We start from the raw sequence: 24,476 nt of genomic DNA, 5'->3' as shown, positions 1-24,476 counted from the left end.
GTATCTATGATGAAACGGCAAAAACGCAACCGTAATGATAGGGCACACATAAGAGATGACCTAGCAGGTATATCTAAACGCTTTAAAGCAAATAGCCCTTACTAGAGTGATTATATTCAATCATAATGGTTATTCGGTTGGCGAGAAGCCATAGAAAATAAGCATCAGGGGGTTGTTTAAATAAAGAATTAGTGTTTTATGGTTAACAGCTCTCAAAATAGTGAAAACGTTATTTTATGTATATTTGATATGAAAAAGAATTAAAAATCCCAGCAAGAGCTGGGATTTTTTATAGTTAGATATACGCTTTTCGTTTCTTTTATGAACGATTATGGTAATGAGCTTTTACATGGTTAATTTCTAATACATAACGTCTAACTTTTTTATAAACAAATATTAAAACTTACTCGTATCTGTAAAAAGACCTACTTTTAAGTCTTTCGCCGTATAAATTTCACGACCATCTACACAAACACTACCGTCAGCAAGACCCATGTAAAGTTTACGTTTAATTACTCGTTTAAAGTCAATTTTAAATGTTACTTTTTTTGCAGTAGGTAAAATTTGACCGGTAAATTTCACTTCACCCACACCTAGTGCACGACCTCGACCAGGACCGCCAGTCCAAGCTAGGAAAAAACCAACTAGCTGCCACATGGCATCTAAACCAAGGCAACCAGGCATTACCGGATCACCTTTAAAGTGACAGTCAAAAAACCATAAATCAGGGGTAATATCTAACTCAGCTAACACTTGTCCTTTACCATGCTCACCGCCATCTTCAGTAATTGTGATAATGCGATCCATCATTAGCATATTGTCTGAAGGTAGTTGAGAATTTCCCTCACCAAACATTTCTCCAGTGCCTGCTTTAATAAGATCTTCTTTGTTATATGAGTTTTGTTGTGCCATCGCCATAATAGAGTCGATATCCAATAATAAAATAAGATGTGTACTTTAGCGTACACTTGTACACTAAACAACTCGGAGCAGTTAAAAAGTAGCTAGTTTCGGTGAAAATTAAGCAAGCGCATTACTGGTAGCTTAATTTATATACTGAAATAGGAAGTTTATGTTGTGAAAAAGCAATAATATTAGCTTATGACTATTTTAAATTAAGCGAATATAATAAAGTTAACTGAAAGCTAAGTGCCTTATTATTATTCGAAATGGGATTTTCATGAAAGATTTAGCACAAGACGAACAGGGTACCCCCCCTAAAAAAGCAATGACTAATGCACAAAAGCAAAAGCGTTACCGAGAAAGGCAAAAAGAACGCGGCTTACAAGAAATGCGAGGATACTTATCGCCAGAGGCTAAGCATTGTTATCAATTAATTGCCGAGCAAACAAATTGGTCTGATAGTATTATACTCAGCAACGCAGTACGGTTAACTTATGCAGCTTATAAAAATGGTCAAATAGGCTTGCTAAATAATTGGCTGAAAAACAATAAACTATAACCGTGTTATAAACTTACGCTACAATAAAGATAATGCTCTTGCCTTAAGATAAGCTTAACTTGTCATTTTTAATTATATAAATGATACTTTTTAGCTCACAATGAATAGACTTGAGTTTTAAGTAACATAAGCCACTAGCTGAATCAGCTAAACCATTTGATAATAACAGGTAAAATTTGTGATAAATATTCTATTAGTTGATGATCATCATATTGTTCGAGCTGGTATCCGTAATATCTTATCAACTTTTAAAGGTATAAAAGTTGTTGGTGAATGTGAAACGGGTGAGGAGGCAATCAAGTTTTGTCGAGAACATGAGCCTGATGTTGTTTTAATGGATATGGACATGCCCGGTATAGGCGGTTTTGAAGCCACTAAAAAAATTATTCGTTTTGTACCCAGTGTACAAGTAATTATTTTAACAGGGCATACGGAAGATCCATTCCCAACTAAAGTCATGCAAATGGGCGCTGCAGGTTTTTTAACCAAGGAAGCAGGACCTGATGAAATGGTTAATGCTATTAGAGCGGTCAATAGTGGGCAGCGTTACTTACCTCCAGAAATAGCTCAAAAAATGGCGCTGAATCAATTTAAAACAGTAGATGATAATCCCTTTAATGGTTTATCTGATCGTGAATTACAAATTATGGTAATGATAACACGCGGTGATAAAGTTCCTGATATATCAACACGTTTAGACTTGAGCACAAAAACGATTAATAGTTACCGTTATCGTATGTTTGAAAAATTAGGTGTTAGTAATGATGTTGAGTTAACCCATCTTGCTATTCGTCATGGTATGTTGAAAACAGAAAAAATTTAATTTTGTCAAAAAATCACCCCGAAAAACTAGTCGCTTCTCCAGCAAAGCCAACCCGTGAAAGCCAGCCGCCCGTAATGTCTTTTGATAGTACGGCTTTTTTGCAAGCCGTTACCGAGCAAGCAGGTGTTTACCGCATGTATAATAGCCAACAGCAAGTTATTTATGTTGGTAAGGCTAAACAGCTTAAAAAGCGTTTAGCGAGTTATTTTAGACAAGATGTTGGCTCAGTAAAAACCAAGGCTTTAGTTAAGCAAATTTGCGCAATAGACGTTACAGTCACTCACACCGAAGGTGAGGCGTTGATTCTTGAAAATAACTATATTAAAAAATATCAGCCGAAATATAACATTTTACTTCGTGATGATAAGTCTTACCCTTATTTACTGATCACGGCACATAAACACCCAAAGCTGGGCTTACACCGTGGCGGCAAAAAAGTAAAAGGTGAGTACTTTGGTCCATACCCAACCGTTGGTGCCGTTTGGGAAAGCTTACGCTTAATGCAAAAGGTTTTTCCTATAAGACAATGCGAAGATAGCTATTATCGCGCGCGCTCTCGACCTTGTTTACAACATCAGTTAGGTCGATGCTCTGCACCATGTGTTGATAAAATATCGCAAGCAGATTATGCAGAGCAAGTTAACTTAGCAAAACTTTTTCTTAAAGGTAAAAGCTCAACGGTTATTGAACAGTTAGTACAGCACATGGAAGCTGCGAGTCAGGCACTTAACTTTGAACTTGCTGCAAAATATCGCGATCAAATCGTTACCTTACGAAAAGTACAGCAGCAACAATATGTCAGTGGCTTTACCTCTGAAATGGATGTGATTGGTTTATATCGATTTAAATCGCAAGTGTGTATTCATTTATTGTGTATTCGTAGTCATAAAATACTAGGGAGTAAAAGTTACTTCCCTGTTGTTCCAGCAGAAACAAATGACAGTGAAATTATTGAGGCTTTTATTGCTCAGCACTATTTGGCTAGCGACGCAGCTAACGGCGGTGAAGTACAAGGCCATATTCCCAAAGAAATTGTCATACAAGGAGAGGTTGAGCAGCGACTTATGCTGACGGAACTATTAAGTAAGCAGGCTGAATTTGAGGTGAAAATATCGTCTAATAGCCGCAGTGAGCGTGCTCAATATTTAAAATTGGCTCAAACCAATGCACAAAGTGCGTTGGTTACTCGAAATAGTCATAAAGAATCAATGCAAGCTCGTTTTACTGCATTAAATGAGGTGTTTGAGCTAGAGCAAGGTATTCAGCGTATCGAATGTTTTGATATTAGTCATACTATGGGGCAGCAAACTGTTGCCTCTAATGTGGTTTTCAATCAAGAAGGTCCTTTGAAGTCTGACTATCGACGCTATAACGTGCACGGTATAACACCTGGTGATGATTATGCCGCTATGGCTTTCGCCTTAAATAAGCGCTATAGCAAGCTTAAAAACCTTAGCAGCACAGATGACACCCAGCTACTTAATGTCCCTGATATTGTTTTTATTGATGGGGGGAAGGGCCAACTTGCGAAAGCGGAAGAGTTTTTTAATCAACTTGAGCTAGTTAAAACACCTTTACTTGTTGGTGTTGCTAAAGGAGAGTCACGTAAGCCAGGGTTAGAAACGCTTATTCTAGCAGGGAGTCACCAACTAATTTCATTACCTACTACATCGCCAGCATTGCATTTAGTGCAACATATACGTGATGAATCACACCGTTTTGCGATTGCAGGTCATCGAGCTAAGCGCCAGAAGGCGAGTAAAAAATCTATTTTAGAGTCTATTGAAGGTATTGGCGCTAAAAAAAGGCAGAGTTTATTAAAGTATTTAGGTGGTATACAAGAGGTGATGGTTGCAGATATTAGCGCGCTTGAAAAAGTTCCAGGTATTAGTAAAGTATTAGCGCAAAATATTTATGATGCATTACATGACAAGTGATCGATAACTTGTGTAAACTAAAGAAAAATACTTGTAGTGAAAAGTAAATGTGGACTATACCTAATCAAATAACTTTATTTCGAATCATCTTAATTCCAATCTTTGTTATTATTTTCTATTTGCCTTTATCTTGGAGTCACTTTGGTGCGTTTGCCGTTTTTTGGTTAGCAGCGATTAGTGATATTTTAGATGGCTACCTTGCCAGAAAATTAAATCAATCTTCTGCTTTTGGTGCTTTTATTGATCCCGTTGCTGATAAATTGATGGTGGTTGTGGCATTAGTAATGATCGCCCAAGATTATCATTCATGGTGGATCTCGGTCGCAGCGATAATTATGATTGCTAGAGAAGTTTTTATTAGTGCTTTGCGTGAATTTATGTCTTCTCGTGGTAAGCGTGACATCATTGCGGTTTCTAATATGGGAAAATATAAAACAGCGGCACAAATGTTAGGAATAATGGGTCTTATTTGGCAACCTGATTACGATATTCCATTAATTTTGTTTTATTTCCCACATGAAATATTAAATGTATTGTCTTATGGCTTTTACTTTATTGCGACAGTATTAACCGTAGTTACCCTAGTTAACTATTTTAGAGCTGCCTGGCCTGAACTTAAAGATGTTTAATTGTACTAGTCTTTTATCTGTTGTTAATTTGATTGCTTTAATAAGCTAACTTAACAACATACTTTAAATGCTGTTAGCACAAAATAACCGCGCCACCGCTCGGTTTTAGTTAAAAAAACAACAAATAAGACGAAAAGTAAGCAGTCGAAATAAAAATGCAATTTAATAGTTGACTGGAAAATATTAAGATGTAGAATGCGTTTCCGTTGACAGGGAGTCAGCAGGCAAAGTTAGCTAGTTAAGCACTACGGTGTTAAATGGCTAATAAGTAATAATGAAGTAACTAATCGTTAACGTTCTATGAAGCGGCTGTAGCTCAGCTGGTAGAGCATCACGTTGCCAACGTGAATGTCACGAGTTCGAGTCTCGTTAGCCGCTCCAACTTATTTATATTTAGTTTAATATAAATAAAAGTATATTTTTGATAGTAATCAAATGTAAACTATGAACACCTCGATAAAGCGTTGATGTATAAGGCGGGTTGGCAGAGTGGCCATGCAGCGGATTGCAAATCCGTTTACCTCGGTTCGACTCCGGGACCCGCCTCCAAAATGCCCGGGTGGTGGAATTGGTAGACACAAGGGATTTAAAATCCCTCGCCGAAAAGCGTGCCGGTTCAAGTCCGGCTCCGGGTACCATTTCATCAACACTGTGTTGAGAAAAAAAGTAAAAAAATGGTTGTTAAGCTAATATTGATACGCTAAAATGCGCGCCGATAATTAGACATAACCAAGTAAATAAAGTGATCTGCGGCTGTAGCTCAGCTGGTAGAGCATCACGTTGCCAACGTGAATGTCACGAGTTCGAGTCTCGTTAGCCGCTCCAATCTTTATGGTAAAAGTATTGGTGAATCACTTAAAATTAGCTCTAATGAAGCGGCTGTAGCTCAGCTGGTAGAGCATCACGTTGCCAACGTGAATGTCACGAGTTCGAGTCTCGTTAGCCGCTCCAATTTTTATAGTGTTAATTTGAAAAGTAGGTCTCCAATACCTACTATAAAAAAAGCTCCCATATAATGCCCGGGTGGTGGAATTGGTAGACACAAGGGATTTAAAATCCCTCGCCGAAAAGCGTGCCGGTTCAAGTCCGGCTCCGGGTACCATTTGATAGTTTATAATTGAAAGCTCTAATGAAGCGGCTGTAGCTCAGCTGGTAGAGCATCACGTTGCCAACGTGAATGTCACGAGTTCGAGTCTCGTTAGCCGCTCCAACTTTTAAAGTTATTTATAGCTCTGTCGTAAAAGTAGGTACCAATACTTACTATAAAAATTCTTCCCATATCTTATATGATATCGTTGCCCGGGTGGTGGAATTGGTAGACACAAGGGATTTAAAATCCCTCGCCGAAAAGCGTGCCGGTTCAAGTCCGGCTCCGGGTACCATTTAATTTATTGCTATTCAACTATTTCATTATTCAATTCTAATAATATAAACTATTTATTTGATCAATTATTTATTTGATCAATTATTTATTTGATTAATTATTTAGTTAATCAATTATTTATTTCCTAAAGTACATTTCATCAGTAAACCACTGTAACTACTCTACGTTATAAGTCCTATTTCATATAGTGAACTTGCTATTGTTGCATTGTTCATTTACAGCTTTATTTTGTTGCACTGAACACTGTAATAAAAGCTTTGTTGTGCCTCAATGGTACTGCCTAGTGCGCGACCCATGGTAAGGGGCAATGCTTCAGGAGAAACACGTGTTGTGCTATTTGATTTTACTTATTTTACATAGTGTAAGAAGGCGGGAAAAAATAGTTAAATATATGTGGGGTGGGGCAACCTCAATAAGTTGATACTAAGGTTGCCTTGCTTTATATAAAGTAATAGTGCTTTATTTTTTTTGTAGCGTTAGGGTAAAAGAGACTGGCACAGACTGTGTAATTGAAGGTAATTGAGCCAATGCCTGAAGTTTTTCAATGCCTGCTGTTAAATTGAAGTCAGCTGGGTTAATAATTACCGGCATAAAAGAGCTTACTATAATATTGCCGTTGCCTAACTGTGTTGTTAATACATCAATTGCTAATGTTTTGTTTATGCCGTTTAAGGTGATATTAGCCGGAATGTTAAGTAATTGGCTTTGATCTGTTTTTAGCGTTTTTAAATGCTCAGATAGAGCAGCGTTCAGCTTTAAGGTTGGTGATAACTTTGTATTGAATAGATATTGCGCCATTCTTTCATTACGAATAGGGATTAATGTCTCAACGCTAGCTAACTGTATGTCCGCAGAAAACTGCCCTGATTGTGTTAATTCACCCGCTATTTTTTTAAAGTAATGAGCTTCACCAATAGTATTTTTTTTAACTGAAACAAAGCTTACTCGAGATAAGTCGTTATCTAAGCTCCAATCGGCTAACGCTATAGGGCTAAGCAATAACAACGTAGCCCCAGTGAATAAAGTTTTTAACATCATGATATTCCTCACATAAAATGGATGATAGAGCTTCTTAACTCTTGTGATTAACTTGCTTATATGTCGAAAAAAAGTTTTTTAATTTTTCTAATGCTGGGACTAGTTCATCAACATGCGGTAGAAATACTAATCTAAAATAATTATTTTCTTTAATATTAAAAGCACGGCCATGTACTAAGAGTATTTTTTCTTGTTTGAGTAAGTCTAAAATCATTCCTTCATCGTCGGTAATATTGAATTTTTTATTATCAACTTTCACAAATAAATATAGAGCGCCCATTGCGGGGTTACATGATAAACCATCAATGTCGTTAATCATTTGATAAGCAATGTTACGTTGCTTAAGTAGGCGGCCGTCACCACTAATTAGCTCATTAATACTTTGATAGCCACCTAGCGCAGTTTGTATTGCGTGTTGACTAGGAACATTAGCGCACATACGCATAGAAGATAGTAAGGTTAAGCCTTTTATATAATCTTCAGCATGTAGTTTGGGGCCCGATATTACCATCCAGCCAGCTCTAAAACCTGCAATACGATAATTCTTCGATAATCCACCTAAAGTAATAATTAGCACATCGGTAGACAAGCTAGCGGTTGGAACATGTTTGGCTTGATCATAAAGAATTTTGTCATAAATTTCATCGCTATAAATAATTAAGCCATGCTTTCGTGCGAGTGCAATGATGCCTTGTAGTACTTCTTTTGAATAGACAGCACCAGTAGGGTTATTTGGATTAATTAATACAATAGCCTTGGTTTTTTTCGTTATTTTACTTTCCATATCGGCTAGATCTGGAAACCAACTGTTTTCATCGTCACAACGATAATGTACTGGCTTGCCACCTGATAATGAAACTGCAGCGGTCCATAGCGGATAATCAGGTGATGGAATTAATACTTCATCACCGTTATCAAGTAAGGCTTGCATCGCCATAACAATCAGTTCGCTAACACCATTACCAATGAAAATATCATCAACGTTAACGTCTTTGATACCTTGCTGTTGAAAATATTGCATCACGGCAACTCGAGCAGAGTAAATACCTTTTGATTCAGAGTACCCTTGTGAGCGAGGTAAGTTATGGATTACGTCTTTTAAAATGTCATCAGGTGCAGCAAAACCAAATGGTGCTGGGTTACCAATGTTAAGCCTCAGAATTTTATGGCCTTCATCTTCAAGGCGTTTGGCTTCGGCGGCTATTTGTCCTCTAATATCATAACAAACATTGTTTAATTTAGATGACTTAGTAATAGCTTTCATGAGTTAGGTACTTCTTACGTGAATAAAAAAATAGGATGACTTCATTGTTGCCAATAATGAACTGTTTTTAAACCTTTAATTACGCTTTTTTAATGATAATTTGTCGATAAAGTCATGAAAAAGTAATATTGCGCAAAATTATGTCCTTATTGATGAGTGAAGCTGTATATTTAGCGGCTTACTTTATTTTAAATTAGAAGTAAGTCGTTTAATAAAGAGTTGTCAGCAAAGTGTAAGTATTTCTAGTTTATTTTGAACAAACTTAAAACACTAACTAACAGTATTGATTTTTATCATCAGTAAAATAGGCCTAAATAAATAGCAATGAACAGTTTGTATTAATAGGATTAAATGATGAAAAACGTAGTAACCTTGTCTATAGCACTTTTTATGGCGTCAAGTTTGGCCGCTTGCTCTTCAATTGATGTATCGCAAGATGCCACTATGGTTAGGTTGACCCACAACGAACCAAGCATTAAAGAATGTCACTTTCTTGGTGATGTTACTGGTAGTCAAGGAGATTTTTTTGTTGGTGCATTTACATCAAATGAGAATTTAGAAACTGGTGCTCGTAACGACATTAAAAATAAGGCAAAGGCACTAGGTGGTAACGTTGTTTACCTTTTAACTGAGCGAGCAGGGCAGACAGGTAGCGTAGGGGGGATTGATGGAAATGTTAGCGGTGGCAGTCAACAAACGAATGTTACTTTGTCGGGTAATGTTTATTATTGCCCTGTAAGTTAATTTAAACGAAATGGTGTGCTAATAAAAAAGCCAACTAGATAACCTAGTTGGCTTTTTATTAAGTCTTTAAATTCGTTTTTATTGGTTAGTTAAATAACGACATTACGTTATCAATCGCTAATAATGACTTCTCACCAGTAATACGATTTTTTAATTCAACTTCTTGAGTATCAAGGTTACGCTCACCAACGACGAGTAATAATGGTGTCCCCATTAGTTCATGGTCAGCAAACATTACACCAGGGCGTTCTTTTCTGTCATCAAACAATACTTCAATACCCGCGTTACTTAATTGCTCATAGAGTGCTTCTGCTGTTTCTTTCACACGAGCAGATTTTGCCATATTCATTGGTACAATCGCCACTTGGAAAGGCGCAATTGCTTTTGGCCATTTTATACCGTATTGATCGTGGTTTTGCTCTATTGCGGCAGCAACAATACGAGAAACGCCAATACCGTAACAACCCATAGTTAACGTTTGATTTTTACCGCCTTCATTTAATACAGCACAGTTCATTGCTTGGGCATATTTGTTACCTAACTGGAAAATATGACCTACTTCAATACCACGTTTTATCACAATGCTACCTTGACCACATGGGCTTGGATCGCCTTCAACCACATTGCGTATATCTGCAACGGTAATATCAGCACAATCTCTTTCCCAATTAACACCAGTAAAAGAGTAACCATTTTGGTTTGCACCACAAGCAAAGTCACTTAAATGTGCTGCGCTTCTATCAACGATAACCGGTACCGATAACCCTTTAGGACCTAATGAACTGCTGTGACAGTTAGCAACAGCAGATACTTGTTCGTCAGTTGCAAGGGTTAATGGGGCATGCACGCCACTAATATTTTCAGCTTTTATTTCATTTAGCTGGTGATCGCCACGAAGTACAAGTGCTACAAAGTTTTTGGTAGGCTCTTCATCAGTATCACCAAGAACTATGATTGTTTTAACGGTATTTTTTATATCGACATCCGTTGTTTTGATTAACCGTTCAAGTTTTAATTCAACTGTTTCTAGCGCTTGAGATGCTATGGCACGTTCACCTTGTGGTGCTAATGCCTCAGCTTTTTCAATATTCGCAGCAAAGTCACTTGCATTACTAAAGGCGATATCATCTTCACCCGATTCCGCTAACACATGAAATTCATGTGATTTTTCTCCGCCAATAGAGCCAGTGTCAGCAATTACAGGGCGGAAGTTCAATTCTAATCGTTCAAAAATACGGCAGTAGGCATCAAACATTATTTGATAAGTTTTTTCCAAACAAGCATCGTCTAAATGAAATGAATAAGCATCTTTCATTAAAAATTCACGGCCGCGCATAACACCAAAACGAGGGCGAATTTCATCACGAAATTTCGTTTGAATTTGAAATACATTTAGCGGCAATTGCTTGTAACTATTTAACTCATTAGCCACTAACTTAGTAATAACTTCTTCATGAGTTGGGCCTAAAACAAAGTCACGTTTATGACGATCGCTTAAACGTAGTAATTCGGGACCATAGTCATCCCAACGACCAGACTCTTTCCATAAATCAGCAGGCTGTACCATAGACATCATGATTTCATTCGCGCCGGCACGCTGCATTTCTTCACGAACAATGTTTTCTACTTTTTTAAGTACTCGCAAGCCAGTAGGTAACCAAGTATATAAACCCGAAGCAAGGTGGCGTACTAACCCTGCTCGTAACATCAATTGATGACTTATCACTTCTGCGCTCGCAGGAGTTTCTTTTAAGGTAGACAGTAAGTATTGACTGGTACGCATTGCTAAAGACTTCCAAATAAATAGGATAATAAAATTGCCGCTATTCTATCAGGGGGATCTCAGATGAAAAAGCAATAAATACAATATTTATATCGAGTGGTATATTTTCAGGTTCTATAATGAAAAGTTGTCTTTATCGGGTCATCTTTTTGACGAATACCACAACAAAAAGCGCGATAGTAAAACTACCAGTAAATGCTTCTATGGCTGCAATAGCTCGGGATATACCTACGGGGGTGAAGTCGCCATAACCTAAAGTGGTAAAGGTAACAACAGAGTAGTATAAAGAGGAAAAAAAGAAGTTAATATTCTGTTGGATATCTTGTTCACTACTAAGAGATTGCACCGCGCCGTTATAACTTAAACCAGTAAAAGCATAAATAATGGCGCAAACAAAAATAATTGCCATCGATAAACCGATAATGCGCAAAGGCGCTTCTCCATAACCACAGCATATATCAACCAGCTTAGACAAGGTGCGCTTAATGCTAAAGCGAGGGAGCTGTAAGCGGCGCATTGTTAACTCTTTTTGAATAAAGTAACCTGATAAGGTAAATATGCCTTCATGCTCGGAATGCTTGCGCAAATCGCGGTAAATCTCCTCAGCTTGCTCTAAGTAATCAAGTGAGGCGCGTTGGTTTTTTTGCTTTTGTGCCTTTTTTGCGGCAATTTCTTGTCGTATTTTTTTACCAAACTTTATATTTTCAAACTTACTACCAGCCCACTTTACTCCTAACATATTGGTATTTTCTAAATTAGCGCAGTTTAAGTTAGCGTCACGCAGGTCGGCTTTCATAATACTGGCGTTATTTAAATTAATATTAAACAAATGCCCGCCCATGAGGTTTGCATGATAAAAATCGGCATAGCTAAAGTCATAACCTAGTTTTTGATGATGATTGACTAAATCGACATCTTTTAGGTTTGCACGGGTAAGATATATACCTCGTAATAAACCACCGTTTTTGGCATATTCTTCTAAAAGTGCCTTAACCTCTGTTCCTGTTTTATCAATTGATTTATCATGCCAATAACAAAAGCCAGAGTCATTGGCTTGCTCCGTACAGCAGAAGTTTTCTGTACCTTTTTTATTGGGGTCTTGGTATCGACACAATGGTGACTTTATCTCATTCATTTAAAGAGTATAGTGTGCTCTCTCTAAAATTAAAAAATAACTGTTAATAAATTAGTACGTATAAAGGAAGTATTTAATGCAAATATCGTTAATTCAAGCTGACTACCAAAATGAACAACATAGCAAAGACTTAGTTATGTTACTCAATGCCTATGCGCAAGACCCTATGGGGGGAGGTGAGCCTCTCGCACAATCAGTACAACAAAACTTGGTCGCAACGATAGCGAAACGTAATGATTTTTTTACTGTGCTTTGTTATGTCGATGGTAAACCCGCAGGCATTATTAACTTTATTGAAGGTTTTTCTACTTTTAAGTGCAAGCCACTGATGAATATTCATGATTGTGGTGTGTTAAAAGAATACCGAGGCTTAGGTATTAGTCAGTTGTTATTTGGCGAAGTTGAAAAAATATCACGAGCACGCGGTTGCTGTAAATTAACACTTGAGGTCTTGGAAGGTAATACTATTGCCAAAAATGCTTATAAAAAGTTGGGATTCTCTGGTTATGAGTTAGATGAAGAAACAGGTAATGCGATGTTTTGGGAAAAAGTACTTGGTTAACTTGACGTTGTGGTAAAAGTCACAAGCTAAATTATATCAATGTAGCACGGTTAAATGTCTACATTGATATAAGTTACGAGAGGTTTAAAAAGAAATAGGTCTTCTTTTTCGTGGTGTTGGCGCAATTGCTTGTTCGGTTAATGGTGAAGTGTTTGTCGATTTTTTACTTGCTTGTTTCTTATTATTTGCACTCTGTTTTTTAGGTGGTTGTGTTGAAGGCTCTGGGCTTACATCAAAATAATCATCAGTAGCATTGCTATATTGAGAAACATTGTTTTCAACGGTATTTGCATATTCATTCGACTCATCAGAAAAATCTTGATTAGCTAAATCTTCATTTACTATCACTTGCAGTAAGTCGCCATTAAACTCAATAACGTCTTCATGGTATATCTTTTTACGTTTTTGATATTCTACTTCACCATTAAGTAATACGTAGCCTTGGCTAATAACAATTTTAGCTTCGCCGCCGCCGCCAACTAAATTGGCAACTTTTAATAACTTACATAATTCAATAGGTTGGTGATCTAATTCAACCATCAAGTGGTTTATTGTCATAATGTTCTCTAAAACAGGTACAAAGGGTAGTGAAAAAGAGTGCTATTGAATGCTTGTAAAGAAATCATTAATTTCTTTTTGTAGCTCTTCATCATCAATAGTGCCAGCTAATTCATTAGCTTGTGCCGCATATTGTTGTGCTTTCTCTATTTCTTCAAATTCATGATAACGCTGTGCCATGGCTAAAGTGATAGACGCTTTAAAGGTATTTAATGCCATTTTTTCTGCGGTTACTAAAGCTATTTGGTATATATCCATAGCTTGGTCACCATCTTCAGTAAAGTCTGCAAGAGCCTCCCATTGTAAAGGGTGATCATTAGGGGTGTTTTGATTGGTTGCACATAACACTTGCAGTTTTTTGCAGGCTTGAAGTCTTGCTTCGTCATTATCAACAGAAGAAGCATTTGCTATATCTTGGCAAATAGTGAGTATTTCATCAAATAAAGGGGCTTTCATTTATTGTCCTAAAGGGAAGGTGGTTCATGTATAAAATAAACAGCATACTTAATAGTCATTTGCTGTTTACCTGAACATTAATTAAAGTAAGGTAATTGGTAGCGATTTTAGCATAGTGCTAAATAACATACAAAATGAACGAGCTGATAATAGCCGATAATAATAGGTATTATTATCACCGTACCAAGACTTTTTATATCACTAAAACAGGGTAGTTTGCATGCAAAATATGATCAAGCGCAACACGAGAGGGCACTGGTTAAAGTTTGTCTATCTTAAATTTATCACTTTTATGTTGATAGGGGCTTCTAGTTACTCTTTTGCTATAGATTGGCCACAAGAATTAAGCGGTGAATTAGGTAATATCATTGTTTATCAACCCCAACCAGAAAAACTTAATGGCAATATATTAACGGGTCGAGCTGCAATGTCGTTAGAGCTACCCGGAAAACCTGAGCCTATTTTCGGTGTGTTTTGGTTTTCATCAACTATATCTACCGATCGTAGTAATGACTCTGCAGTTATCTCTGGTATTAGCGTCACGAAAGTAGGATGGCCTGACTCTAAAGACGCTCAAGAAGAGAAATTCACCAAGTTTGTTGAAGCAGAGTTGGTGAGTTCGTCTTTTACTACTTCCTTATCGAAATTAACGGCAAGCTTAACAACCGCAGAAAAGGTTAGTAACAGCTTAGCTGAAATTAAAAATGATCCGCCAAATATTTTATTTAAAGAGCAGCTTGCTGTTTTATTGAGCTTTGATGGTGAAGCTATATTCAAAGATATTGAAAAAAGTACATATCAACGAGCATTAAATACACCATTTGCCGTAGTTAAGGTAAAAAATAAAGAGGTTTATTATTTAACCAGTGGTAGTTTGTGGTATCAGTCGACGAAAGTGCTAGGGCCATGGCATATAACTCATACACCGCCAGCAGATTTAGTTGCTATGATGCCAAAAGATGATAATGAGGAAGACTCAACGCCTGTCACAAAAGTACCTGAAGTGGTAACTGTTACGAAACCAACCGAGCTAGTAGTATCAGACGGAAAACCGCAATGGACCAGTTTGTTGGGTGGTAAATTACTTTATGTGAATAATACTGAAACCCCTTGGCTACGTGAGCTAAGTAGTGGCGATATGTATTTATTGTTGTCAGGGCGTTGGTTTAAAAGTAAAGCAATTAAAGGTCCTTGGGCTTTTGTTCGACCGGATAAATTACCTAAGAGCTTTAAAGATATTCCACCCGATTCAGATATTGGCGGCTTAAGAACTTCGGTTGCTGGTACGGATGAAGCAGAGCAAGCAGTACTTGATGCGCAAATACCACAAACAGCGACAATTAAGCGTAGCGAAGCAAAACTAACCGTTGAATATGACGGGCAGCCAAAGTTTGTGGCTATTAAAGGTACAGAAGTAGAATATGCCGTTAACACTAATGCGCAAGTGCTTAAGATTAATGGGAAGTATTACGCTGTAGACAATGGTGTTTGGTTTGTTTCCGAGCAGGCCCAAGGATCATGGCAAGTGGCTGATAATATACCCGAGTCAGAAATAGCACAAATACCTGCTAGCTCTCCAGTTTATAATACGACTTATGTGAAGGTTTATAGTTCTACTCCTGAAGTGGTTTATGTTGGCTATACGCCAGGTTATTTATGGTCTTACCCTTATTACGGTGTACCAATTTATGGTACAGGGTGGTATTACCCACCTTATTATGCAGGAGGCTGGTATTACCCTCGTCCACCAACATGGGGATTACATGTTGGCTATAATCCTTGGACGGGTTGGAATGTTGGCGTTAGCTGGGGTGGACCATTCTTTAGAGTAGGTGTCAGCTGGGGTGGTGGTTATCATAACCATTACCGTCCATGCTGTGGTGGTTTTTATGGTGGCTATCGCGGTGGTCATAACACTAATGTTAATGTGAACGGCAATATCAATATTGGTAATTCAGTAAGTATTGGTAATAAAAATCATATTCAGCGCAATATTGGCAATCATGTGAGCAATAATAAGTTCACTAATAGCCGTGTCGGCACTCGCCATAATAATTTGTATAATCGCGTAGAAAATAAACAACGTAATGCTACCAAGCTAAAAGCTAAGAAAAATTATCAACAAGGGCGTGTCACTACTAAACGAGCAAATAATGTTTTTGCAGATAAGCGCGGTAATGTTGTGAGGCATGAAAATGGCCAATGGCAAAACAGAAGTAATAAAAGCTGGAGCACCATCGAGAATAAGCGCCCAAATACTCAGATTAATAATCAAAATATACGTAAGAGAAACAATGGCTCGTTTGACCGAGGTGGCATGAATCGAGATTTACGTGGTCGTCAAATGGGCAATATGCAACGTGGTGGGCAAGGGCGTATGCAACAAATGAGACGTGGTAGATAGCGTAAACTCTTTTAATGAATAGGGTTTAACCATAATGGTTTTTCATTAACACCTATGTTAATAAAATTAATGTTATAAAGGATGGTTATTATGAATAAAATAGCGGCTGTAAAAGTAAGTGTTATTGCAATATCAGTAATGCTTTTTATGGGGTGTAGTTCTACTTATCAGAGTAAAGCACCGCAAGTATCTCCGGACGGGATGACATTAAAGAAAGCTACGCGTTCAACACTTGCTTATAAAAAGGAAGAAGTAGATTTTTCTCAATATACATCAATCCTCATTTTACCAAGTCAAGTTGCTTTTAAGAAAAACTGGAAGCGCGATTATAATCGTGATCAAGTAGGTTTAAGTACAAGAGTGAGTGATGCGGATGTTATTCGTATTAAAGAAGATGTCGCTAAGCTCTTTGATGAGGTTTTTCAAGCAGAGTTTAGCCAAAACGCAAACTCTCCTCTAGTTCAAAAGCCAACGGTAGGTACTTTGGTGGTTAAACCTGCGGTTATTAATCTTGATGTTAATGCACCAGATACTGTTTCTGCGACTAATATGAAAAGTTATACCAGTGAGACTGGCGAAGCTACCTTATTTTTAGAGTTGTATGATGGTGTTAGTGGTGAAATATTAGTCCGTGTATTTGACTCTGAAACGGCAGGCGATGATAGTTATTATCAATGGGCTACGCGTGTATCAAATCGAGCAGATGCTAAACGGTTAATTAAAAAGTGGGCTAAAGCACTTCACAATAAGTTTGAGCAAGTGCAGAACCCATAAAGCAAGTTATGGGGGCTTACTTATTGGTAAGTCCCCAATTGATATATACCTAAGCTGGCTTGCAACCTATTAAACATCACGCTAATTTAGCCTATAAAAATAGCGTTGTGCGCAAAAATAAATCAAACAAACTTTTTTTTGCAAAATATTAATTATTTTAATTATTTTCGGTTGACAGAACTTTCGATCTACCTATAATACGCCCCCACAGAGATGGACGATTAGCTCAGTTGGGAGAGCACCGCCCTTACAAGGCGGGGGTCACTGGTTCAAGCCCAGTATCGTCCACCAAATTTATAGCATGAGCTATAAAGTGAATGTTGTAATTGATGTGGTTTAAGCCCATTAATGCTAAACAATGTCCACCACTTCTACTTCATGGAAGTATAAATAAATTGATAAAGATATCGGACGATTAGCTCAGTTGGGAGAGCACCGCCCTTACAAGGCGGGGGTCACTGGTTCAAGCCCAGTATCGTCCACCAAATTTATAGCATGAGCTATAAAGTGAATGTTGTAATTGATGTGGTTTAAGCCCATTAATGATAAGCAATGTCCACCACTTCTACTTCATGGAAGTATAAATAAATTGATAAAGATATCGGACGATTAGCTCAGTTGGGAGAGCACCGCCCTTACAAGGCGGGGGTCACTGGTTCAAGCCCAGTATCGTCCACCAAATTTATAACATTAGCTATAAAGTGAATGTTGCAATTGATGTGATTCAAGCCCGTTAATACTAAGCAATGTCCGCCACTTCTTTTTCAAGGAAGTCTAAATAAATTGATAAAAATATCGGACGATTAGCTCAGTTGGGAGAGCACCGCCCTTACAAGGCGGGGGTCACTGGTTCAAGCCCAGTATCGTCCACCAAATTTATAGCATTCACTATAAAGTGAATGTTGTAATTGATGTGGTTCAAGCTCATTAATGCTAAGCAATGTCCACCACTTCTTTTTCAAGGAAGTCTAAATAAGTTGATAAACATATCGGACGATTAGCTCAGTTGGGAGAGCACCGCCCTTACAAGGCGGGGGTCACTGGTTCAAGCCCAGTATCGTCCACCAAATTTATAGCATGAGCTATAAAGTGAATGTTGCAATTGATGTGGTTCAACTCATTAATGCTAAGCAATGTCCGCCACTTCTTTTCAAGGAAGTCTAAATAGATTGATAAACATATCGGACGATTAGCTCAGTTGGGAGAGCACCGCCCTTACAAGGCGGGGGTCACTGGTTCAAGCCCAGTATCGTCCACCAATCTTAATTAGCTATTCAAGTTATACCTCTCCTCTGATTTCACAGTATTTTTTAAAATACACCTAATGTCGAACTTATGTGGCAATAATCGCCATATTTCAAATGAATCTAGCTCTATTATTCTCCAAAATAACTACTTGAGACGGAGTATTATTTTGAGTTTAGGTTAATTACATCTAAATGGTGAATTTAACTGAGCTCAATGTTAAAATGCAGCCAATTTATATATTCTAATTTCACTAATGTCAGTTTATTGTTGGCTTTAGTTATTCATATTGAGATTTCTATGACATTAACTACTCGTTTTGCACCAAGTCCTACAGGTTACCTTCACGTTGGTGGCGCTCGTACAGCCTTATATAGCTGGCTTTATGCTCAAAAAAATGGTGGGGACTTCATTTTACGTATTGAAGACACCGATTTAGAGCGCTCAACACAAGCGTCTGTTGATGCCATTATGGATGGTATGAACTGGTTAGATCTAAAATGGACCCATGGCCCTTACTTTCAAACCAAACGTTTTGATCGTTACAAAGAAGTGATTGAACAATTATTAGCCTCTGGTAATGCTTACCGTTGTTATAGCACCGCAGAAGAAGTTGAAGCGATGCGTGAGGAAGCAAAAGCTAAAGGTGAAATTGAAAAGTACAATGGTTTATGGCGTGAACGTACAGATCACCCAACGGATTTACCTTATGTTATTCGTTTTAAAAACCCACTTGAGGGTAATGTTGTTATTAAAGATATGGTTAAAGGCGACATAACTATTAGTAATGAACAGCTTGATGATTTAATTATCGCACGTTCAGATGGCACACCAACCTATAACTTAACCGTTGTGGTTGACGACTGGGATATGAAAGTAACTCACGTTGTGCGTGGTGATGACCATATTAGTAACACTCCTAAGCAAATTAATATTTTAGCGGCATTAGGTGCAACTATTCCTGAATATGCACACATTCCTATGATTTTAGGTGATGACGGTAAACGTTTATCTAAACGTCACGGTGCTGTTAGTGTTATGCAATACCGTGATGAAGGTTATTTACCTGAAGCATTACTTAACTATTTAGTGCGCTTAGGTTGGTCACATGGTGATAAAGAAATTTTTTCTCGTGAAGAAATGATTGAATTATTTGACCTTAAAGACTGTAACCGTGCCGCGTCTGGTTTTAACACCGACAAGCTTATTTGGGTAAACCAACATTACATGAAAACCATGGATCCAGAGTATGTAGCAACTCACCTTGAGTGGCATATGAAAGATCAAGGTATTAATACAGATAATGGCCCAGCCTTGGCTGAAATTGTAAAAATTCAAGCCGATCGCGTTAAAACGTTAAAAGAAATGGCGCAAATTTCTCGTTACTTTTATGAAGATTTTAGTGAGTTAGATGCAACATCAGTTAAAAAACATTTACGTCCCGTGGTAAAAGAGCCATTAATTTTAGTCAAAGCAAAATTAGCTGGGTTAAGTGCATGGGAGCCGGCATTAATTCATGCGGCAATTAATGATACCGCTACTGAGTTAGAAGTAGGAATGGGTAAAGTGGGTATGCCATTACGTGTTGCCGCTACTGGTGGTGGTAATTCTCCATCGCTTGATATTACCTTAGCGTTATTAGATAAAGACAAAGTGCTTGCTCGTATTGACCAAGCATTAGTTGTAGTTGAAGAGCGTATTGCGAATAGCTAGTTCGCTCGACTATCAGTAAAGTGATAAGGGACATATAAGATATTTTACCCAGTAAATGTATTTTGTATTAACCTTATCAAAAGTAAAAATCATCACCTTAAGAAGCAGTTTCTGCTGGAGTAATTAGTGCAATTTAGTGATTTTGGTTTAGATAGATGTTTAATGAACACGGTTGAGCATTTAGGTTTTAACGAGCCAACACAAATTCAGCAACAGGCGATACCTGCTGCCATGTCGGGGCATGACTTAATTGCCTCATCTAAAACTGGCTCAGGTAAAACCTTAGCGTTTATTCTACCTGCGATACAACGCCTGCTTAAAAATAGAGCGCTATCAAAGCGTGATCCACGCGTGGTTATTTTAACGCCAACACGTGAATTAGCTAAGCAAGTGTTTAGCCAGTTACGCTTATTTACTGCTAATACACAATTTAGTGCTGTGCTGATTTTAGGTGGTGAGAACTTTAACGATCAAGTTAAAGTACTTGAAAAAGATCCGCACTTTATTGTAGCAACGCCAGGTCGTTTAGCGGATCATTTAACGCAAGGCCATTTTTACCTTAATGGCCTAGAGCTATTAATTTTAGACGAAGCAGACCGAATGCTTGATTTAGGCTTTAGTAAAGAATTAAGCCAAATAAATAAAGCGGCCGATCATCGTAAACGTCAAACCTTATTGTTTTCAGCAACCTTAGACCATGCACAAGTGAATGAGTTTGCCGCAGAGCTACTGACTAAACCAAAGCGTATAGCCATTGAATCGGGTCATACCGAGCATAAAGATATTACTAAGCGTTTTTACTTAGCCGATAATCTCACACAAAAAGAAACCTTACTACAGCATTTCTTAGCGACAGAAACGTGCCAGCAAGTCATTATTTTTACTGCTACGCGTAGCGATACTGAGCGCTTATCATTACTTATTAATGCTGAATTAGTCGATAAAGGCATAAATGCCGTTGCCTTAAGTGGTGAGCTTAACCAAGGTCAGCGTAATCAAATTATGGACGGCTTCACTAAAGGCCACCATAAAATCCTAGTAACGACTGATTTAGCATCGCGCGGTTTAGATTTGGTGAATGTTTCACACGTGATTAACTTTGATATGCCAAAGCATACCGAAGAGTTTGTACACCGCATTGGCAGAACAGGACGCGCTGGTATGCATGGTGACGCTATTTCATTAGTGGGGCCAAATGACTGGTTAAGCTTTAAAAATGTTGAAGCGTTTTTACAGCAAACTATTAGCTTTGAAAAAGTTGCTGGTATTAAGGTTAATTTTAAAGGGATTAAACCGAAAAAAGCTAAAGCAGTGAAAGCCAAAGCCGTCGTTAAAAAAGCTGAAAAAGTGAAAAAATCTCCAGCGAAACAATCAACCAAGCAAACGTTCTTAGAAGCGCATGATGTTAGTGATATGCCAATTATCAAGCGTAAAAAATCACTACCAGCTAGTGAGTTAGATAATAACACTGAGCAAGAGATTGATTAAAAATAAGTAGATTTGATACGTGATTAAGGCTGCACCTGCAGCCTTTTTTATTGCTTATATTTTTAAAGTGCCAAAAGAGTCTTTTTATATTTCTTTATGAATATATGCACCTTTAATCTTGGTAACATCACTAATGGCTTTGAAATAAGTGGCTTGAAAACTTATAGAGTTAGTTGGAGTACAGAAGATAGCACAAAATTTAGTACTACCTCCTAATGATCAATAAGTTAATCTAATCAACTTGAATCTAAGTAATTACATACAATGACTAGGCTTACTAAAAGACCATAGTTCTAAGTTAGTTTCTATTTCATTGAGCTGAGAGCAATCAAGATCATTATTACCTGATAAGTAAAAGTTGTGTAAATATACAGGTATAGAGCTTAGCGCTATATCCTTTAACTCATTATTGCTGAGGTCTAATTCTTGTAAATTACTTAAGTTAGCGATATTAGAAAAGGCAGTAATAGTGTTGGATGATAACTGTAGGGACCGAAGCTTAGTTAATTGATTTAAGCTTGAAAAATCAATGATCATGTTATAATTTAGGTTTAACCAAGTTAGGTTGGTTAGCGTAGACAAGGCAGTTATATCTGTTAGGTTATTACTAGATAAACTTAGTCTAGTTAACTGCGTTAAACTAGATAACGCAGAAGCATCAGTAATATTATTATTGTCTAGACTCAATTCACTTAGTTTAGTCAGTTGCTCAATGCCTTCTAAGCTTTTAATTTCATCATATCGACATCTCAGGTAGTTAATATCCGCTATATCTAAGCTTGATCTTGTAATACAACTTAAAAGCCCTTGATCAATAATTAGAGATTCATTGATCGGTTGCTCCATACAATTATAATTTCTTGAGATTACAGCGAGAGGGAATGTCTGCACTAATAAGTCTAGATCACTGCACAAAATAACAGAATTACCATTTAAGTTAACTTCTTTGAGTAAAGGTAAGCTTAATAATACATCAATACTGCTTAATTTATATACACCCTCCATTAGAACAGTTTCTAAATTAATCGCCGTAGCAAGAGCATCTATAGAAGTAACTATCGAGTGATTTAAGTTGAGGTGTTTAAGTTTAGTGGTAAAAGATAAAGCAGATACGTCAACGAGTTGGTCGTTGTATTGTGCTTTTAGCTCTATTAAGCTTGGAGCATTTTCTAGTTCGGTTAAAGTTACTAAATTATTTTGGCTGATATTTAAGCTGACTAACTGAGTAAGTAAGCTAAAATCAAATAGTTGGCTTAAATTAGCATTGGAAATATCTAACTCTTTTAGGTTAGACATTTCCTCCAGTACAGATATATCTGTATAGGTGTTGTGGTTCGCGATAAGTTGCTCTAATTGCTTTAAGTGTGCAAGCGGCTCTAGTTCTATTCCTGTTCCTTGATATCTATTATATAGATTACTTATATTCAATGATGTTAATGAGGTCAGTGCTTTAATTGGCGAAATATCATTTAAGTTATGATTGTTAGATAAGTCTAATTGAGTTAAGTTTATCAAATCTTTTAGTGGGCTAATATCACCTAAACGTCCGTTGTGGCTAATATCTAGTATTTCTAATGAAACTAAACTAGCTAAAGGTGCAATTGTAGCGGTATTGATATTACGTAAGCTTAATTCTTTTAACTGTGTAAATGTTTCTAATACGGAAAGATTACTAAGGCTAGTAATATTATCTAATTCTAATACAGATAACTTACTCATTTCACTAAGTACATTAAGATCTAACGTATTTGTATAATAATAATATGAATAGTTTATTTTTAGTTCGGTTAGGTTTACTAACTTACTAATAGGGCTGTAATCAGCAACACCTAGATTTGAAATATTGAGTTTTTCAAGAGAAACTTTTGCTGAAAGAGCACTTAAGTCTTGTAAGTTACTATTATTGCTTACATCTATTTCTTTAATATTGTGTAGTGGTAGGATGAAGCTTAATGAGTTGAGAGAACTGCCTAACTTAACAAGTTTAAGCGTTTGTAAGGCAGTGTTGTGGTCTGCGAGACTTTGTATATTTGTAATTTCGGCATTACTAATGTGTAAATAGCTTAACTCACTTGCCTGTTCTAATTGTGCTAAATCTATATTATTCCATCGGCTGTTTTTATTTAAAGAAGCTAAAGATATATGAGTGAGTTTTGTTAAGGCACTAAGGTTGATTCCGTTGGAATTATAACTATTAATATAGTTATGGCTCAAGTTCAAATTAACTAGCTGGGTAAGGCTGTTAACTGGGCTAGCGTCAATAATGTTATTGTTTGATAAGTCTAATAAAGTCAGTTGATTAAATTCACTAAGGGCGGAAATGTCTTGTAAGTTCGCGTTAGTGATTGTTAGCGAAGATAAGTTATCGAACTTACTTATATCTTTAAGTGATAGTATAGAAGTGCCGTCACAAACGATTTGCTCTATACCGACATCGGCATTATTTGTATTTTGAAGACAAAGAGCTAAGCCAGCATCATGAAACGTTACTGTAGATATTTCGTTATACGCCTCAACTGAAATATCAATATCGGCAGAACTAGTGACATTATTGTTATCAGTTACAGTCAGAGTAAACTTAAGTGTTTCATCTGTCGTGATATTTGGAGCGGTAAACGTTAATGTATCGCTATTCGCTATTAAATCATCAACACTCGTTCCTGAAGTTTGCTGCCATTGATAACTGATAATAGAGCCGTCGGAGTCTGTAGTATCAGCCGTAAAGCTAAAAGAGTCACGTTCTACTACTTGACCTGAAACCATATCTGCAATTGTAGGCGCTATGTTCGTTGATTTCTCGGCTGTATTGGGTGAGTCACCGCCTCCACAGCTAGCAAGCAAAAGGCATGAAACGAAAGTCGTTATTTTTTTTGGATGAATGAAAAAGCTCAAGATAATTCCTTATATAGTTGACCAAAGCTCTAATAGTTACGCTTTGTTTACGTACTTGTGATAAAAGCGAGGGCAGTTTAATTTGTTAACATACTTATTACAATCAAGTTACTTGTAAATCATAATAAATATTGAAGGCTTTTTATTTCAAGCTATTGAGTACAAGATTAAAGGTTTATTTTGAA

At 37.2% G+C, this 24,476-nt stretch carries 19 protein-coding genes and 14 tRNA genes; 25 read left to right on the top strand and 8 right to left on the bottom strand.

Annotated elements, in window-relative coordinates; genetic code table 11:
* Window positions 1–6 precede the first annotated feature (6 nt).
* Window positions 7–105, top strand: coding sequence for a ribosome modulation factor (locus KO495_RS17665; RefSeq protein WP_354668377.1), 99 nt, complete (start codon window positions 7–9; stop codon window positions 103–105).
* 291 nt (window positions 106–396) lie between these two features.
* Here KO495_RS17665 and fabA read toward each other — a convergent pair whose 3' ends face one another.
* Window positions 397–912 (bottom strand): bifunctional 3-hydroxydecanoyl-ACP dehydratase/trans-2-decenoyl-ACP isomerase, encoded by a 516-nt coding sequence (gene fabA, locus KO495_RS09095; protein ID WP_215980092.1) that lies wholly within the window; start codon window positions 910–912, stop codon window positions 397–399.
* 268 nt (window positions 913–1,180) lie between these two features.
* On the opposite strand from fabA, the gene KO495_RS09090 reads away from it, so the two are divergent.
* From KO495_RS09090 to KO495_RS09035, 12 genes are all read left to right on the top strand, one after another.
* Complete coding sequence (locus tag KO495_RS09090; RefSeq protein ID WP_215980084.1) at window positions 1,181–1,462, top strand: hypothetical protein; 282 nt, start codon at window positions 1,181–1,183, stop codon at window positions 1,460–1,462.
* A 178-nt stretch (window positions 1,463–1,640) separates the two neighbouring features.
* Window positions 1,641–2,285 (top strand): UvrY/SirA/GacA family response regulator transcription factor, encoded by a 645-nt coding sequence (gene uvrY, locus KO495_RS09085; protein WP_215980083.1) that lies wholly within the window; start codon window positions 1,641–1,643, stop codon window positions 2,283–2,285.
* 74 nt (window positions 2,286–2,359) lie between these two features.
* Window positions 2,360–4,222 carry an excinuclease ABC subunit UvrC gene (gene uvrC, locus KO495_RS09080; RefSeq protein ID WP_215980091.1) on the top strand — a complete coding sequence of 621 codons (1,863 nt, stop codon included), beginning with the start codon at window positions 2,360–2,362 and terminating at the stop codon, window positions 4,220–4,222.
* 47 nt (window positions 4,223–4,269) lie between these two features.
* On the top strand, window positions 4,270–4,851 hold the full coding sequence (pgsA, locus tag KO495_RS09075) for a CDP-diacylglycerol--glycerol-3-phosphate 3-phosphatidyltransferase (protein WP_215980082.1): 582 nt from the start codon (window positions 4,270–4,272) through the stop codon (window positions 4,849–4,851).
* 305 nt (window positions 4,852–5,156) lie between these two features.
* A tRNA-Gly gene (locus tag KO495_RS09070) sits at window positions 5,157–5,232 on the top strand.
* A 94-nt stretch (window positions 5,233–5,326) separates the two neighbouring features.
* Window positions 5,327–5,400: transfer RNA gene (locus tag KO495_RS09065), tRNA-Cys, on the top strand.
* A 4-nt stretch (window positions 5,401–5,404) separates the two neighbouring features.
* Window positions 5,405–5,489 (top strand) — tRNA-Leu (locus KO495_RS09060).
* Between the two features lie 111 nt (window positions 5,490–5,600).
* Window positions 5,601–5,676, top strand: a tRNA-Gly gene (locus tag KO495_RS09055).
* A gap of 50 nt (window positions 5,677–5,726) precedes the next feature.
* Window positions 5,727–5,802: transfer RNA gene (locus KO495_RS09050), tRNA-Gly, on the top strand.
* A 66-nt stretch (window positions 5,803–5,868) separates the two neighbouring features.
* Window positions 5,869–5,953 (top strand) — tRNA-Leu (locus tag KO495_RS09045).
* Window positions 5,954–5,985: 32 nt separating this feature from the next.
* Window positions 5,986–6,061 (top strand) — tRNA-Gly (locus KO495_RS09040).
* 87 nt (window positions 6,062–6,148) lie between these two features.
* Window positions 6,149–6,233: transfer RNA gene (locus tag KO495_RS09035), tRNA-Leu, on the top strand.
* A 461-nt stretch (window positions 6,234–6,694) separates the two neighbouring features.
* On the opposite strand, the gene KO495_RS09030 is transcribed toward KO495_RS09035, so the two are convergent.
* Together KO495_RS09030 and KO495_RS09025 are read right to left on the bottom strand one after the other, a co-directional pair.
* Window positions 6,695–7,273: a YceI family protein gene (locus KO495_RS09030; RefSeq protein ID WP_252738891.1), complete on the bottom strand. Its 579-nt coding sequence runs from the start codon at window positions 7,271–7,273 to the stop codon at window positions 6,695–6,697.
* A 34-nt stretch (window positions 7,274–7,307) separates the two neighbouring features.
* Window positions 7,308–8,537, bottom strand: a complete 1,230-nt coding sequence (locus KO495_RS09025) for a pyridoxal phosphate-dependent aminotransferase (RefSeq protein ID WP_215980081.1) — start codon at window positions 8,535–8,537, stop codon at window positions 7,308–7,310.
* A gap of 351 nt (window positions 8,538–8,888) precedes the next feature.
* On the opposite strand from KO495_RS09025, the gene KO495_RS09020 reads away from it, so the two are divergent.
* Entirely contained in the window at window positions 8,889–9,281 is a 393-nt protein-coding gene (locus tag KO495_RS09020; protein ID WP_252738890.1) for a DUF4156 domain-containing protein, read from the top strand.
* A gap of 85 nt (window positions 9,282–9,366) precedes the next feature.
* Here the strand turns inward: KO495_RS09020 and KO495_RS09015 are convergent, their stop codons facing one another.
* The gene (locus tag KO495_RS09015) at window positions 9,367–11,064 is read right to left on the bottom strand and encodes a proline--tRNA ligase (protein ID WP_215980080.1); all 1,698 of its coding nucleotides are present in this window, start codon (window positions 11,062–11,064) and stop codon (window positions 9,367–9,369) included.
* Window positions 11,065–11,197: 133 nt separating this feature from the next.
* Entirely contained in the window at window positions 11,198–12,199 is a 1,002-nt protein-coding gene (locus tag KO495_RS09010; protein WP_215980079.1) for an ion channel, read from the bottom strand.
* 76 nt (window positions 12,200–12,275) lie between these two features.
* Here KO495_RS09010 and KO495_RS09005 point away from each other — a divergent pair, with 76 nt between their 5' ends.
* A complete protein-coding gene (locus KO495_RS09005) occupies window positions 12,276–12,761 on the top strand; it encodes a GNAT family N-acetyltransferase (protein ID WP_215980078.1) in 486 nt (161 codons plus the stop codon).
* 84 nt (window positions 12,762–12,845) lie between these two features.
* Here the strand turns inward: KO495_RS09005 and KO495_RS09000 are convergent, their stop codons facing one another.
* Together KO495_RS09000 and KO495_RS08995 are read right to left on the bottom strand one after the other, a co-directional pair.
* Window positions 12,846–13,319, bottom strand: a complete 474-nt coding sequence (locus KO495_RS09000) for an RNA-binding S4 domain-containing protein (RefSeq protein WP_215980077.1) — start codon at window positions 13,317–13,319, stop codon at window positions 12,846–12,848.
* A 42-nt stretch (window positions 13,320–13,361) separates the two neighbouring features.
* Window positions 13,362–13,775, bottom strand: a complete 414-nt coding sequence (locus KO495_RS08995) for a hypothetical protein (protein ID WP_215980076.1) — start codon at window positions 13,773–13,775, stop codon at window positions 13,362–13,364.
* 220 nt (window positions 13,776–13,995) lie between these two features.
* Between KO495_RS08995 and KO495_RS08990 the strand changes: the two genes are divergently transcribed.
* From KO495_RS08990 to KO495_RS08945, 10 genes are all read left to right on the top strand, one after another.
* Window positions 13,996–16,179: a carbohydrate-binding family V/XII gene (locus tag KO495_RS08990; RefSeq protein ID WP_215980075.1), complete on the top strand. Its 2,184-nt coding sequence runs from the start codon at window positions 13,996–13,998 to the stop codon at window positions 16,177–16,179.
* A gap of 90 nt (window positions 16,180–16,269) precedes the next feature.
* Window positions 16,270–16,953, top strand: coding sequence for a DUF3313 family protein (locus KO495_RS08985; RefSeq protein WP_215980074.1), 684 nt, complete (start codon window positions 16,270–16,272; stop codon window positions 16,951–16,953).
* A 215-nt stretch (window positions 16,954–17,168) separates the two neighbouring features.
* Window positions 17,169–17,244 (top strand) — tRNA-Val (locus tag KO495_RS08980).
* A 118-nt stretch (window positions 17,245–17,362) separates the two neighbouring features.
* Window positions 17,363–17,438, top strand: a tRNA-Val gene (locus tag KO495_RS08975).
* A gap of 118 nt (window positions 17,439–17,556) precedes the next feature.
* Window positions 17,557–17,632: transfer RNA gene (locus tag KO495_RS08970), tRNA-Val, on the top strand.
* 118 nt (window positions 17,633–17,750) lie between these two features.
* Window positions 17,751–17,826: transfer RNA gene (locus KO495_RS08965), tRNA-Val, on the top strand.
* 118 nt (window positions 17,827–17,944) lie between these two features.
* Window positions 17,945–18,020: transfer RNA gene (locus tag KO495_RS08960), tRNA-Val, on the top strand.
* A gap of 116 nt (window positions 18,021–18,136) precedes the next feature.
* A tRNA-Val gene (locus KO495_RS08955) sits at window positions 18,137–18,212 on the top strand.
* 286 nt (window positions 18,213–18,498) lie between these two features.
* The gene (gene gltX, locus KO495_RS08950; RefSeq protein WP_215980073.1) at window positions 18,499–19,911 is read left to right on the top strand and encodes a glutamate--tRNA ligase; all 1,413 of its coding nucleotides are present in this window, start codon (window positions 18,499–18,501) and stop codon (window positions 19,909–19,911) included.
* 126 nt (window positions 19,912–20,037) lie between these two features.
* Complete coding sequence (locus KO495_RS08945; protein WP_215980072.1) at window positions 20,038–21,399, top strand: DEAD/DEAH box helicase; 1,362 nt, start codon at window positions 20,038–20,040, stop codon at window positions 21,397–21,399.
* Window positions 21,400–21,654: 255 nt separating this feature from the next.
* Here KO495_RS08945 and KO495_RS08940 read toward each other — a convergent pair whose 3' ends face one another.
* Entirely contained in the window at window positions 21,655–24,291 is a 2,637-nt protein-coding gene (locus tag KO495_RS08940; protein ID WP_215980071.1) for a leucine-rich repeat domain-containing protein, read from the bottom strand.
* Window positions 24,292–24,476 lie beyond the last annotated feature (185 nt).

The sequence above is a fragment of the Colwellia sp. D2M02 genome (genome assembly GCF_018860755.1).
In the GTDB taxonomy this organism is placed as follows: domain Bacteria; phylum Pseudomonadota; class Gammaproteobacteria; order Enterobacterales; family Alteromonadaceae; genus Colwellia; species Colwellia asteriadis.
Note: the sequence above shows the minus strand (reverse complement) of the source record. Positions and strands in the feature narration are given on the sequence as shown.

What these genes read in the sequence shown, in the direction of transcription:
- KO495_RS17665 (WP_354668377.1), top strand. Translation starts at nt 7, where the DNA reads ATGATGAAACGGCAAAAACGCAACCGTAATGATAGGGCACACATAAGA.
- fabA (WP_215980092.1), bottom strand. Translation starts at nt 912, where the DNA reads ATGGCACAACAAAACTCATATAACAAAGAAGATCTTATTAAAGCAGGC.
- KO495_RS09090 (WP_215980084.1), top strand. Translation starts at nt 1,181, where the DNA reads ATGAAAGATTTAGCACAAGACGAACAGGGTACCCCCCCTAAAAAAGCA.
- uvrC (WP_215980091.1), top strand. Translation starts at nt 2,360, where the DNA reads ATGTCTTTTGATAGTACGGCTTTTTTGCAAGCCGTTACCGAGCAAGCA.
- pgsA (WP_215980082.1), top strand. Translation starts at nt 4,270, where the DNA reads ATGTGGACTATACCTAATCAAATAACTTTATTTCGAATCATCTTAATT.
- KO495_RS09030 (WP_252738891.1), bottom strand. Translation starts at nt 7,273, where the DNA reads ATGATGTTAAAAACTTTATTCACTGGGGCTACGTTGTTATTGCTTAGC.
- KO495_RS09025 (WP_215980081.1), bottom strand. Translation starts at nt 8,537, where the DNA reads ATGAAAGCTATTACTAAGTCATCTAAATTAAACAATGTTTGTTATGAT.
- KO495_RS09020 (WP_252738890.1), top strand. Translation starts at nt 8,889, where the DNA reads ATGATGAAAAACGTAGTAACCTTGTCTATAGCACTTTTTATGGCGTCA.
- KO495_RS09015 (WP_215980080.1), bottom strand. Translation starts at nt 11,064, where the DNA reads ATGCGTACCAGTCAATACTTACTGTCTACCTTAAAAGAAACTCCTGCG.
- KO495_RS09010 (WP_215980079.1), bottom strand. Translation starts at nt 12,199, where the DNA reads ATGAATGAGATAAAGTCACCATTGTGTCGATACCAAGACCCCAATAAA.
- KO495_RS09005 (WP_215980078.1), top strand. Translation starts at nt 12,276, where the DNA reads ATGCAAATATCGTTAATTCAAGCTGACTACCAAAATGAACAACATAGC.
- KO495_RS09000 (WP_215980077.1), bottom strand. Translation starts at nt 13,319, where the DNA reads ATGACAATAAACCACTTGATGGTTGAATTAGATCACCAACCTATTGAA.
- KO495_RS08995 (WP_215980076.1), bottom strand. Translation starts at nt 13,775, where the DNA reads ATGAAAGCCCCTTTATTTGATGAAATACTCACTATTTGCCAAGATATA.
- KO495_RS08990 (WP_215980075.1), top strand. Translation starts at nt 13,996, where the DNA reads ATGCAAAATATGATCAAGCGCAACACGAGAGGGCACTGGTTAAAGTTT.
- KO495_RS08985 (WP_215980074.1), top strand. Translation starts at nt 16,270, where the DNA reads ATGAATAAAATAGCGGCTGTAAAAGTAAGTGTTATTGCAATATCAGTA.
- gltX (WP_215980073.1), top strand. Translation starts at nt 18,499, where the DNA reads ATGACATTAACTACTCGTTTTGCACCAAGTCCTACAGGTTACCTTCAC.